Below are 12707 nucleotides of genomic sequence, written 5' to 3'. Positions count from 1 at the left end.
GACTTTATTGTCGGCAGGTATATAAGCTACCAATTGGTGTATATCTAAATAGCTTTTCACGTGGGCAATTAGTGCCGTAAGAGCTTGCTGGGCATAGCCTTTGCCTCTGTAGTTTGGCAAAATAGCAATGCCTACTGAGGCTCGTTTGTGTTGCGGACAAAAATCGTATAAGTCTACACAGCCCACTGGAGTATCATCTTCTGCTGCAATAACAAACCTAAACTGTTTAGCCTCATAAATATCTTGGGTAGCATTTAGCAGGTATTGTTGTAGCAGATGCTTTGCAAAAGGCAATTGCGTTTCGCTTACCTCCCATAATCCTCGCTCATTTTCTAACTGATAGAGGAAATCAATATCTGTAGGTTCTAAAGCCCGAAGCATTTTTAAAATTATGTTTTTTGAATGGTCTAACAACTAACCCCTAAAACCTCACTAATCTTAAACACTTTTTCGGCAGGGCCTGAAAGATATACCTGCTGATAGAGGGCTCCTTGTTTTTCAAAAGTTACCTTTAAGTCACCTCCTTTAGTGTGTAAGGTAACAGCAGGGGTAGTTATTTGCGCCGTATGATAGAGGGCTATGGCTACAGCAGTAACCCCTGTGCCACAAGAATAAGTCTCATCTTCTACTCCACGCTCATAGGTACGCACTGCAAAGCCATCGGCAGTTGGCGATACAAAGTTAATATTGCTCCCTCCTTTATCGGCATAAAGGTCGCCATAGCGCAAGGCAGCTCCTTCAGTTTTAACATCTACTTTATCTACATCGGCTACCCATTGCACGTGGTGGGGCGAACCGGTATCTAAAAACACATAATCAGGGTGTACATCTATGGTCTGTACATCTTTCATCTGCAAATGTACCTTATTTTGCGCATCAATAGTAGCGTGATGTTCTCCATCTATCGCTATAAAGCGAGTACTATTACCTGTCATCACTCCTATTTCGCGAGCAAAAGCTACTACACAGCGCCCCCCATTGCCGCACATCGTACTCTCGCGCCCATCAGCATTGTAGTACACCATACGGAAGTCGTAGGCAGGGTCGTTTTCTAATAAAATAAGTCCGTCAGCTCCTATGCCAAACCTGCGATGACACAAATGAGCTATCAGCTCTGTATCGCCTTTTGGGAAGGTACCTTCTCTATTATCTACCATTACAAAGTCATTCCCCGTACCCTGATATTTATAAAAGTTCATTGTTATTATTGTGTTTTAAAATAGCTTTTAAAAGCATTGCATTCTTGCGAACGCTTTCGCGTGTAATTCCTTTTTCAGAGAAGCTTTGTTTAAAGTTTTCCATCTTCTTCCAAAATGCTACCGCTTCTTCTCCTACCAAAGTAGGTGTTGGTTTTATTTCTCGTGCCATATCATTTTATTAATTAAAAAGTTCAAATATCACTAAAGTAAGATAGGCAAAGGGCGAGGCAAACAACAGACTATCGAGCCTATCTAACAAACCTCCGTGCCCTGGCAGGATAGTACCACTATCCTTCACTTTTGCTGCTCGCTTAAAACTTGACTCTACTAAATCGCCAATAGTACCTGTAACTACTAATACTACTGCCAATATAATCCATTGCCACATTGGGCGTACGCTGTAAATATCAATAAGTATTGAGATTATCACCGCCCCTACTAAGCCTCCTAAAAAACCCTCTATAGTCTTTTTGGGCGAGATACGCTCAAAGAGTTTGTGCTTACCAAAAGCTTTACCCGTCAAATAAGCAAAAGTATCGCTTGCCCAGATGATACACAGTAACCCTATCATCGTTATCTGCGATTCGTTATTAAAAAAGTTCTGAAAGAAATAGTTCGGATTAGGGTTGTCTTCGTGTCTGTAGATAAGAGGTACAAATATACAGCCACCGCCTATATATAGCAAGCTAATCAGTAGTTTGGTATTGTTATGTTGCTTCCTTAGTGGCGTTTTCTCATTAAAAAGTGAGAGTATAAGCGATATATTGGTGAGCAATGTAGCTAACAGCAACATATAGATAGAGAAATCAGAGAGTTTTAGATGTATAAAAAGCCACCAAGCAAACAAAAACAATAAAAATATATGCAATTCCTTTAGCCATATCAGTCTTTTGAACTCAAATAGACAGATAATTCCAAAAGATAAGAATAAAAAATCGAATGCATCGGCATTGAGCATTATGGCCGATAGCAATAAAAATATGTAAATAAAACCTGTAATGGTTCGTTTAAAAAGCTCATTCATAATCATCTAATTTGTCAAATCTTCAAGCAAAATAAGATAGGTTTTCTTATTACTTGTGCCGTAAGTAGCTATTGAACTCTTTTCGGGGTCTTCAAAAAAACTTTGGAGGGTAATCAAGCCTGTGGGCTTTTGGTTAGCAGGGTAGCGCTTGTTTAGCCCTCGCATTCCTTCAGTTATATCTTTCACCATCTGGCTGGTCTTAGCAAAAACGATGAACGTATCGGGCAGCTCGCTCATCTTTCGGTGTTTCATCTGTAATGAGGTGAACATAATACCGCCTAATGAGGTAATAAGATACTCACAATCCGTTAGATATACATTAGAGTCGGTGGTAGGAAAAGAGAAAAAAGAAGTATGCTCTTCAAACATTGCCTCAATAGTAGGCGAGGCATTAGAACTCATTTTCACATAGAGTCCTAATTCTTTTAGTATAGACCTAAAAGCCTCTTGCACCTCAATTTCTGAAGTACAATAAATAAATTTACCACCTTTTTCTGTAAATCTTTGTGCAAACAGCTCATCTGCAGGAAGCTGCTCTTCGCGCTTGCGTCTTAGTTTTTCAGCGTGAGTCTCTCTTTTAAATATTTTCCTAAATAAATTCATTCGTAATGATAGAGGTTAAAAGCTAAGCAAGTTGCGTCATTCATAATTGATTTGGCAAAATTACATAAAATAAATGAATAATACATCTATTTATAGAAAAACTTTTTGAAAACTCTTATATTTTGCTATCTTTGCCCCTGAAACTGTTAAATCACTATAAAATGGCTTTAACTATTAATATTATTGGCGCAGGCAATCTGGGTTACCACTTGACTAAAGCCCTCTATACCACCCCCAGCGTGCATCTGCAACAACTGTATAACCGAAGTGGTTTTACCGCTGAATTTGAGGTTTTTAAAACTGAAAAAACTACTAATCTTTCTTCTCTTCGCCCTGCCAACCTCACCATCTTAGCTGTTAAAGACGAAGCAATAGCCCCCCTTTCGGCTGCCCTACCCTATCAAGGACAATTAGTGGTGCATACTTCAGGTAATACTCCTATGGGGGTTATTGCTCCTACCCATAGAGCTGGCGTTTTCTATCCACTGCAGTCTTTTTCTAAAACTGCCAAAGTGCATTTCAGCAGTGTGCCTATCTGTATAGAAGCACAAGACCCTGCTGATATAGACAATCTATTGCTCCCCTTGGCCAAACGCCTCAGCACTAAAGTATATATACTCAATAGCGAGCAGCGCAGTTCGCTACACGTGGCTGCTGTGTTCCTCAATAATTTTACCAATCATCTCATCGGCATCAGTCAGCAGATTTGCGAACAACACCAAGTGCCTTTTGACATATTGCAACCGCTTCTCTCTGAAACTTTTGCTAAACTACAAAAGATGCCTGCCCTCGAGGCGCAAACAGGCCCTGCAAGGCGCAATGATACCCAAACTATTGAAAATCACCTTGCCATACTGCCTGAACACTACCAACATATTTACAAAGTAATCACAGAATCTATTATACATACTTATTATGGAAAATAAAAATTATAAAGAAAGATTAAAAGACATCACTACTTTTATCTTTGATGTTGATGGGGTTTTTACTAACACCCAAGTATTCGTAAACAACGATGGTGACCTACTGCGAAGTATGAATATGAAAGATGGTTATGCCGTAAAAACAGCTGTAGCCCAAGGTTATACTATCTGTATCCTGACAGGGGGAGGCAATGTAGGTGTACAAAAACGCTTTGAAAATCTGGGGGTTACCGATATTTTTATGCTTCGCCACCAAAAGCTCAGCACTTTTTTAGAGTACCAAAAAGCTAAGGGACTAAAAACAGAACAAATACTCTATATGGGTGATGACCTGCCAGATATTTCGCCTATGCGACACGCTGGTTTAGCTACCTGCCCTCAGGATGCCGTGCCTGAAGTGAAAGCTGTAGCCCACTATATCTCTCACCGCGAGGGAGGACAAGGGGCTGTACGCGATGTTATTGAGCAAGTACTAAAAGTGCGTGGAGACTGGGAGGTGCCTAATATGTAATTTTGAATTATAAATTATGAAATAAGGCTGCTCAAAATAATTGAGCAGCCTTATTTGTTTATTAATTTTAATGTAAGTTTAATATAAGCTATTATGATGAAACATCCCCCTCCCCCCTTCAAAGGGGGAATAGGTAGTTACAGTTTTTAATACTTAGTTATAAATTCTAAGGAATAACTAACATTACATCAAACTAGCATTAATTGTTAAAATGCTTTTATGCGGTACATCATACCTACACTTACGCGATTAGTATCTACTTTTACACTATTTGTATCTCTACTTCTACCGATATAGGCTAAGAAAAATCGCAAGTCTTGTCCTTTGAAGGGCAAGTATTCTACCCCTGCAAAATAGCCTATGCCTTTAAACTCGTTATTAGCTAAGCTACTATTAGCCGTTTCATAAAGACCTTGCGCAAAGATATTCCACTCTGGTGCGGGTTGGTACTCCGCTTTTAACACAAACGAGTTGTATTTAGCATCTTTTACTGGTGTAGCCGAACCATTATTACTTAATGGGGTATAGTTAAGCCTATCTAATTGGTCATTTGCCATCATATAGTCTAAAAATACCTGAAACTTAGGTAAGTTTAGTTTAGTACCAAGCATCACCAAGGTATTTGTATAGCCATCGGCTTCACTTTGCAATCCTACTCCCCAACGAGTCTGGATAACGCTATCAAAAAGATTACCATTCCAATTGAAGATATAAGCTAAAGGCGTATTGCTTGCCTTTATACCTATAGGACTACCATAGATACTTTTAAAATTATCATTGCGAACATCGGTAATTTGTAGGTTGAACTCGTGGTTAGGGTTAGGTGCATACGTAATCATTGCCCCGAGCATAAAGTTATCCATATTTTCGAGAAAATCTGAATATTCATAGATGTTCATCGGATTGAGGTCGAACTCATAACCACCCCACGCTTGGCACATCTTACCCACGGTAGCCGTCCATTTTTCATTAAGGCGAAAACCAGCGTACATCATATCAGTAGCGGTAGCTAGATTGTCTAATGAAACAGCTGCATTCGATTTGTTCAGACGGTGACGGAAGCGGTAAAATATACGTTCAGTAAGGTCGCCGCGCACTTCTAAACGCAACTGGCGCGCTTTAAACTTCGTAGTTAAATCAGCTTCTCCTATTCTTTCAGCATCTAAGCTAGTTTGAAAGTTGAAATACATATTAAATTTCTTACGCAAAGGATTTTCCATCTCTTCAGGAGGAACAGGCATATCTATAGAAGGTGGCGGTGGCGCCATACGCAGCTGGTCTATCTCCATACGCAGTTGGTTGATTTGTTCCTGCAAATCTTGTTGAGCAAAGGCAACACCTCCTACCAGAAGGCTCATTGCCAACAATATCTTTTTCATAATACAATTAGGGTTTAGTATTCATCAAAATATTTTTGTATCTGTTTCCAGTCTTTGGTTTTTGTAAGTGCTAACATCAGTAGCACACGAGCCTTTTGTGGATTTAGCGTTTGTGAAGCTACAAATTGATATTTAGCATCATCTACTTCAGCATCGAGAGTAGTAGCCCCTGTAGGCACACGAGAAGAACGCACAAACAAGATACCTTGCTCTCTGGCTTTTACTGCCAAATCAAAAATAGTGTGGTAAAGGTTACCATTACCTACGCCTGCGTGTACAATACCATCAAACTTAGCGTCCATAAAAGCCTTCATTGGCAATTCAGAAACGTTAGAATAGCTGTACACAATACCCACTTTTGGCAATTCTTTTAAGTTATCTACATTAAACACTGATTGGTAAGTGTGTTTGTTTTCAGGCATACGGTTGAAGAAAACTTTACCGTTATGGATATAAGCCAATTTGCCATAATTAGCTCCTTGGAAAGTTTCTACAGCGGTGGTATTAGTCTTGATCACATCTTTAGCATCGAGTACGATGTCGTTCATACACACCATTACCCCACGTGCCATAGCATTTTTGTCGGCAGCTACCGCTACAGCATTGTATAGGTTTAGCGGCCCATCGGCACTCATACCTGTAGCTGGACGCATAGCTCCTACCATTACCACAGGCTTTTTGCTGCGCACGGTTAGGTTTAAGAAGTAAGCGGTTTCTTCCATAGTATCGGTTCCGTGAGTAATCACTACTCCGTCGTAGCCTTCTTTGTTGAGCAACTGGTTGATGCGTTTGGCAAGCGTAAGCCATACCTCATCATTCATATCTTGCGAGCCTATCTTCACTATTTGCTCGCCACTTATATCTGCTAAGTTTTTCACTTCGGGTACGGCTTCTAATAGTTGATAAATACCGAGCTCTCCGGCCTTGTAGTTCGTCTCAGTATTTGATTTGCTCACACCAGCGATAGTACCACCAGTAGCTAAAATACGAATCTTTGGTTTTTGACCAAAGACTGCCACAGACATCATCACCAATAATGTAAGGGCAATTCTTTTCATTAATTTCATTTATAATCAGTTTTATGAGTTAAACTATATTTTTCTTAATTACATCAGCATAATTATCAGATAGCCTACCGCTATAGCCACTATAGTTGCTACAAAACCAGGCAACTGAAACGAGTGGTTCAGCACATACTTACCGATGCGAGTGGTACCGGTACGGTCGAAGTTGATAGCTGCTACCACTGTAGGATAATTAGGAATAAAGAAGTAACCATTCACCGCTGGGAACATTGCTACCATTGCCATTGGGTGAATACCTAAGGCAATACCTAAAGGGTAAAGGGTGCGCACGGTAGCCGCCTGACTAAACAAGAGTACAGACATTACAAAGAGAGCTACTGAGAAGAGGAATGGATACTGGGTGACGATTTGCTCGATATGTGTCTTAAAAAATTCGATATTACCAGCAAAGAAAGTATCGCCCATCCACGCAATACCAAAAATGGCTATTACAGCCTGCATACCAGCGATGAATACTGAACCTTTTACTGCCTTATTAATATCGGTCTTAGCAAAAATGAGCATCAAGCCTGCTGTAGACATCATCACTATTTCTATCACTTGCGTCATTCCGAGTTTTACCTGCTCGCCATTTATAGTAAAAGTAGGGCGCAAACTATCTATTGAACCAAACAACACTATTGACAGCACCCCTATAAGGAATATAATTACAGATGTTTTTGCACGTTTAGCTGCTTGAGGAGAAAGAGCCTCTTCTGACTTACCTTCCGCGTCTAACACCCCCTCGCGCAGACGGCGTAGGTACTCAGGGTCTTTCTCAAGAGGTACCCCCATAAAACTCACTGCTATAGCCCCTACAATCACTCCTACTAAAGTAGCAGGTATACACACCATTAGTATATTGCCTAAAGTTACGCCTTTATCGCCTAACAATTCAGCTGATAGGAGAGCGGCGGTAGCTGCCGAAATAGGACTGGCTGTGATTGCCTGTTGCGAGGCTATTACCGAGATAGAAAGCGGACGCTCAGGGCGTACTTTGCTATCAGTAGCTATTTCTGAAATAATAGGCAAAAGTGAATAGGCAATATGCCCTGTACCCGAAAACAAAGTGAAGAAGTAGCACACTACAGGCGCAAGAAAGGTAATCATAGCTGGGTTTTTGCGCAGTATTTTCTCTGCTACTTTCACCAGATAGTCTAACCCTCCGGCTGCCTGTAGGGTAGCTGCTGCTGTGATAACCGCTACTATGATAAGCATTACATCTATTGGCGGATTGCCTGGGGTAAGCCCAAAGCCAAACACCAAAACACCTAAGCCCATCATACCGAAGATACCAAGCCCGATACCTCCTACCCTCGCCCCTACAAATATAGCGAGGAGCACTATTAATAATTCAATATAAACCATACGTTTGTTGATTTGTCAATTTGTCGATTTGTCGATTTGCTAATTGGCACAAAGGTATAAATCTTTTTCGAAACAAAAAAGAAAAAAAGAATATTTTTTTAACAGATTTTGAGGTCTTTTTGACTTTTAGAACAAGCAATTGAGGTGTAAATTCGCTTTAGTTATCCTTCGCTTATTGTTCGCTCATCGTTCGTTTAAAAAAAAGTTTCGTTCGATGTTAGCTTTAGGATGCTCGTGTATGAACTCCCCCTTTGAAGAGGGCGGGAGAATGTTTATATATACATTTAACATCTTATGATAAAACATCCCCCCTGCCCCCCTTCAAAGGGGGAATGGGTAGTTATAACTTTTAATGCTTAGTTATAAATGCTAAGATATAACTATCAGAAAAACAAAAGCCAGCAGTTAACTGCTGGCTTTTGTCATTTGTTTAATTATATTACTATTATTATCAATTAATCAATTATTATCGATTATCGATACAAAGTGAAGTTGCCATAAAACTGGCGTTTGTCGTACAACTGATCATTGATTTCTATAATGTACCAATAATCTCCCGCTGGCATCGAACGTCCATCATACTCTCCGTTCCAGCCTTCTCCTGGTGCTAAGTTCGCTAAACGCCTACCATAGCGGTCAAATATGTAAATACGTGCATTCACATTATTGTCTAAGTACTTAGGCTTCCACACATCATTTTCACCATCGCCATTCGGAGTGAAGAAGTTCGGTACTTCTATATCGTGGTACGGTACCTCTAACGTAAGGGTTACCGTACAACCATTAGCGTCTTTTACCATTACCTCTACTATCTTAATACGTGTACCATCAGGTGCTATGCGTTCTGGATCGTTGTGGTTTATCTTATAAGTAGTGCTATCACCTCTATCTACACCATTGTAATAATAAGTATAGCCCTTCAGATTAGTAACCGTACCTCCTTTAGCCTCTACCTGTATCGTATTGATAGCTGTTGCTGAACTAGTGGTATCAGAAAGGGTGAGTGGCACATATAAATCAATGGTAAAGTTCTTACTTGCACTACAATGTCCACTAACAGGGCTCGTAGTATCGTAATGTACCTCAATAGTCTGACTCGCTATCGTTCTATCGAACTCATATATATAGCCCACATTACCCAATGTACGTACAAACGAGGTTCTTGTGGCTGTGCCGTTAAGACTATAGGTTATCTTGCTAAAATCAACCTCCGGACTGCGGAACTTAACCACCAAATAGTCTTTATAATCATTCGTATTAGCCTCGCAAGTGCCCTCTTTCTCTACGTAGTTCACATTGATATCTGGAAACTCTACCACTGTAAAGGTTAGCGTCTTAGTCATCACACAGCCGTTAGTATCTTTAACTACCAGTTGATAATAAGTATCCTTAGGACTTGGTGGCAAGTTATCAAAAATATCGGTAGTTCCCGTTACATCTCTATGTCCATTTATTTTCTGATTATTATCAGCTCTTACGATGTCGATAGTATAAGTACCTGTACCTCCTACAAGATTTTTAAGCTCTAACTTACCTCCATTCTGACCATTACAAGTGTAAAACTGTGAGTTGTCTTCGTCTATATCAACACTAACAGGTTGAGGATCTGTAAATGTAAAGGTACCTGGTAATGACACCATACAGTTCTTAGCATCATAGAAGTCTACTCTATAAGTACCTGGCTCAATACCCTCAAAAGTGTATTCTGAAGCATTCTTTTCAATGTTTTGTACTTCTACATTGGTAGCCACTGATATTAACTTATAGAAGTACGGACGAGTACCTCCTGCCAGATTGCTCATCTTCAGCTTACCATCTTTAGCTCCTACACAAGTGATAGGGGTCAGCTCAGTAGTTACACTTGCTATCTGTATGCTATCATAAGGATCAACAGTAACGGTACTTGAACCGGTAAACGAAGTACAACCTAATGCATCGGTTATTGTTATCTGATAAATACCTGGAACTCCTGGCCCTGCAGCATTAAGCCCCTCAAAATCTACTCCTGGTGTACCTGCTGGCACATCAGTTTTAGTAACTGCGGCTCCTGGTGTACCACTTATAGGGGTAAGCACTACCGTATAGGTTTGCTGTCCGCCACTAATAGCAAGTCGTACAATTGCATTTTCATTGCTACAGTCTACCGATACCATTTGTATCGCATGAATTACTTTTATCTCATCAGGATTTGATGGTATGATAAAGCGGTGTTTAGCTATCACACAACCTGTCGCATTCGAGGTAGCTTCTATATCATAAGTACCACCTTTTAGCAGACCGGTAACAGTCTTTGTATTGCCAGCCTCGCTACCTGAGATATTTGTAGGTGATGTTGAGCCCACTGAGGTTATCGTATAGGTAAAACCTGCCGATTGGTCGCCATCTGATAGGTCTCTATCGACTACCGATAGGGTTATTGCTCCATAGCCACTATGACAAATAGCCCTCACAGGATTGCTTGATACTATTGCAAAGGTATTAGGGTCTTTTACTGTATGTACCCCCATTATCTTACAGCCTGTTTGCTCGTTGAGTACCTCTATCGTATAGCCGCTGCCTCTTAGGTTCTTAGAGCCTGGCAAGGCTATGGTAAGACTCGGACTTGCCACTGTAGTAACCGTAGCAATACTATTGTCTGTACCTTGAATAGTGTAGCGCAACATTGTACCTGCTATATAGCCTGTAGTACCTACATCTATACGTATTTGTTCATCTACCGCACAAGTAGCCGTTACCGTAGTAGTAATACTTAGGGTAGTAAGCTCAAAGGCTGGGGCTACTGTTACACTTACCGTAACCGAACTACATCCAGCATTGTCTTTTACTAGTACATAGTAACTTCCTCCTGCTAAATCTGGCAAGCTATACTCTGTACCATTACCCAATAAAGTACTACTTGCCGTGCTATAGAACTCAGTAGTATACGGTGGTACGCCTCCTTTTATCTTCGTCACATCAAGTACTACCTTAGGAGTAGAAAGTCCTGTACCGTTTTCGCACTTATACTGTGTAGCGGTCAGTACTCCATCTTCAAAAGTGATAGGCTCTGGTGAGGTTACCACAGTATAAACCCCTGCTGTACAGCCATCTTGGTTTGTGATACGGATATCGTACTTCACACCTTGTGGAGTACCGTGCAAGCCTGTAAAGGTAGCCGAGTGTGTACCCGAGGTAGTAGGGGTTGTTGCCGTTACTGTTAGGGTATTACCCGTAGTAAGGTCGATAGCACTACTAATAGCAAAAGTATACGATTCAGTGGTTGAGCGTTTAGGCATGACTATATCTATACTACCTGTAGGAGTAGCTGTCAGTCCTAAATTACATTTTTCGTGATAAGGTTGTAATACTACGCCAGTCAAATCAATTGGGTCTGGGTCTTGTACTACAAACTCTTTCACTATAGGTCTACAATCTGCTGTCTCCGCATCGTAAATATACATACGGTAAGTAGCTGCTTGAGTAAAGGTTGCCGTACCAAGGGTTATCACCCCACCTGTTAATGCTGTATTTGTAGCAATAGTTGCCCCTGCTATAGCTCCGTTATCAAGACGCTCTAAGGTATAGCTGTACGTACCTGTACCCCCAGATACACTTACTGTTATCTGAGCGGTAGGTGTAGCACAACTCTTCAATTTAGTTACGGTAGCTGTAGCTGTAATAAGTGCCGTAGTACTAAAGGTAGTGCTGGTTGCACAACCATTTACATCAGTTACCGTAATTGTATGCGCTACTAACGGAGTTACTTCTACTTCAAATGATTGGTTAGCTACCGTCCAATTGATTGTTTCAGTCGCAGTTCCATCTAAGCGATAGAAATGAGCCCCTTGTCCTATCTGGCTTAAATCTACTCGTACAGGTATCTTTCCATTAGTATTATTATAAGCTTGACAAGCTAAGGTAGTAACAGTAGCTATACTTGGTATATCATAAGCAGTAACTGTAATGGTACTCATTTTCTGACAGTCAAAAGCATCTCGTACATACACATCCCACACGCCTGCTGGCATATCTACGTATTTAGATGCTATAGTAGTCTGAGTAAATACCGTAGGAACAGCACCACCTGCTGCTACATAATTATAAGTATAAGTAGCAGTACCTCCACTAATGCCTAACCATATCTGTCCGTCAGTTTTACAAGTAGCTTTCTTAGTAGCTACTGTAGTAATCTGCATCTCTATAGCCGAACGTTTGATTTCAAACTCAAATGAGTTTACACAACCACTTGGCGATTCTGTAAAGGTTATATAATACTTACCTGCTGGCAAGTGAGTGTTCACATTAGCTGGAGTGTTAAATGGTGATGTTACACTATTTGCTGCTACTGATTGATGGGTATCAGCTTTATAGATATTCCAACTCATAGCGGAGGTAGAACCATCGTATCCTCCCAACGTATAGGTTAATGTACCATCATTGCCTGCAGCACATTTAACATTCTGTACGGTTAAGGTAGCAGTTAAGCTTGATACACCTGGCACTGACGAAGCCGCTTGCTGTATAGTTCTACACTTAGTAGTCATATTATAAACTACAAAAGTATAGCGTACTCCTGGTGTTAGATTAGGAATAGTTACAGCTACTCCTGTACCCGATGCCGTAGCTAAGTACCAATTATCAGTATTTATACCATCAA

Annotated in this window: 11 protein-coding genes; 2 read left to right on the top strand and 9 right to left on the bottom strand. The window is 40.5% G+C overall.

Going from position 1 to position 12707, the window contains the following annotated elements; all coding sequences use genetic code 11:
- From HMPREF9074_RS09945 to HMPREF9074_RS09925, 5 genes are all read right to left on the bottom strand, one after another.
- Positions 1-381: GNAT family N-acetyltransferase (locus HMPREF9074_RS09945; RefSeq protein WP_034540537.1), on the bottom strand; the 381-nt coding region annotated here is incomplete at its 3' end.
- A gap of 26 nt (positions 382-407) precedes the next feature.
- Positions 408-1199, bottom strand: coding sequence for a diaminopimelate epimerase (dapF, locus tag HMPREF9074_RS09940; protein ID WP_009388617.1), 792 nt, complete (start codon positions 1197-1199; stop codon positions 408-410).
- Positions 1186-1368 (bottom strand): hypothetical protein, encoded by a 183-nt coding sequence (locus HMPREF9074_RS09935; protein WP_009388618.1) that lies wholly within the window; start codon positions 1366-1368, stop codon positions 1186-1188. Before HMPREF9074_RS09935 ends, dapF begins: the two co-directional genes overlap by 14 nt.
- 9 nt (positions 1369-1377) lie before the next feature.
- Positions 1378-2223: a phosphatidate cytidylyltransferase gene (locus tag HMPREF9074_RS09930; protein WP_034540541.1), complete on the bottom strand. Its 846-nt coding sequence runs from the start codon at positions 2221-2223 to the stop codon at positions 1378-1380.
- Between the two features lie 6 nt (positions 2224-2229).
- A complete protein-coding gene (locus HMPREF9074_RS09925) occupies positions 2230-2826 on the bottom strand; it encodes an LUD domain-containing protein (RefSeq protein ID WP_009388620.1) in 597 nt (198 codons plus the stop codon).
- Between the two features lie 161 nt (positions 2827-2987).
- Here HMPREF9074_RS09925 and HMPREF9074_RS09920 point away from each other — a divergent pair, with 161 nt between their 5' ends.
- A complete protein-coding gene (locus tag HMPREF9074_RS09920; protein WP_009388621.1) occupies positions 2988-3752 on the top strand; it encodes a Rossmann-like and DUF2520 domain-containing protein in 765 nt (254 codons plus the stop codon).
- On the top strand, positions 3742-4260 hold the full coding sequence (locus HMPREF9074_RS09915; protein ID WP_009388622.1) for a KdsC family phosphatase: 519 nt from the start codon (positions 3742-3744) through the stop codon (positions 4258-4260). The genes HMPREF9074_RS09920 and HMPREF9074_RS09915 overlap by 11 nt, the downstream gene beginning before the upstream one ends.
- Positions 4261-4466: 206 nt before the next feature.
- On the opposite strand, the gene HMPREF9074_RS09910 is transcribed toward HMPREF9074_RS09915, so the two are convergent.
- From HMPREF9074_RS09910 to HMPREF9074_RS09895, 4 genes are all read right to left on the bottom strand, one after another.
- A complete protein-coding gene (locus tag HMPREF9074_RS09910) occupies positions 4467-5639 on the bottom strand; it encodes a porin (RefSeq protein WP_009388624.1) in 1173 nt (390 codons plus the stop codon).
- A 14-nt stretch (positions 5640-5653) separates the two neighbouring features.
- A complete protein-coding gene (gene ansB, locus HMPREF9074_RS09905; RefSeq protein WP_009388626.1) occupies positions 5654-6706 on the bottom strand; it encodes an L-asparaginase 2 in 1053 nt (350 codons plus the stop codon).
- A gap of 39 nt (positions 6707-6745) precedes the next feature.
- A complete protein-coding gene (locus tag HMPREF9074_RS09900) occupies positions 6746-8071 on the bottom strand; it encodes an anaerobic C4-dicarboxylate transporter family protein (RefSeq protein WP_009388628.1) in 1326 nt (441 codons plus the stop codon).
- Positions 8072-8544: 473 nt separating this feature from the next.
- The coding region (locus HMPREF9074_RS09895; protein WP_034540534.1) for a T9SS type B sorting domain-containing protein at positions 8545-12707 on the bottom strand (4163 nt) is incomplete at its 5' end.

It is taken from the genome of Capnocytophaga sp. oral taxon 329 str. F0087, from assembly GCF_000213295.2.
GTDB lineage: Bacteria > Bacteroidota > Bacteroidia > Flavobacteriales > Flavobacteriaceae > Capnocytophaga > Capnocytophaga leadbetteri_A.
The sequence above is the reverse complement of the archived record's forward strand: the minus strand, read 5'-3'. Positions and strand labels throughout refer to the sequence as shown.

What these genes read in the sequence shown, in the direction of transcription:
- HMPREF9074_RS09915 (WP_009388622.1), top strand. Translation starts at nt 3,742, where the DNA reads ATGGAAAATAAAAATTATAAAGAAAGATTAAAAGACATCACTACTTTT.
- dapF (WP_009388617.1), bottom strand. Translation starts at nt 1,199, where the DNA reads ATGAACTTTTATAAATATCAGGGTACGGGGAATGACTTTGTAATGGTA.
- HMPREF9074_RS09900 (WP_009388628.1), bottom strand. Translation starts at nt 8,071, where the DNA reads ATGGTTTATATTGAATTATTAATAGTGCTCCTCGCTATATTTGTAGGG.
- HMPREF9074_RS09910 (WP_009388624.1), bottom strand. Translation starts at nt 5,639, where the DNA reads ATGAAAAAGATATTGTTGGCAATGAGCCTTCTGGTAGGAGGTGTTGCC.
- HMPREF9074_RS09925 (WP_009388620.1), bottom strand. Translation starts at nt 2,826, where the DNA reads ATGAATTTATTTAGGAAAATATTTAAAAGAGAGACTCACGCTGAAAAA.
- HMPREF9074_RS09935 (WP_009388618.1), bottom strand. Translation starts at nt 1,368, where the DNA reads ATGGCACGAGAAATAAAACCAACACCTACTTTGGTAGGAGAAGAAGCG.
- HMPREF9074_RS09920 (WP_009388621.1), top strand. Translation starts at nt 2,988, where the DNA reads ATGGCTTTAACTATTAATATTATTGGCGCAGGCAATCTGGGTTACCAC.
- ansB (WP_009388626.1), bottom strand. Translation starts at nt 6,706, where the DNA reads ATGAAATTAATGAAAAGAATTGCCCTTACATTATTGGTGATGATGTCT.
- HMPREF9074_RS09930 (WP_034540541.1), bottom strand. Translation starts at nt 2,223, where the DNA reads ATGAATGAGCTTTTTAAACGAACCATTACAGGTTTTATTTACATATTT.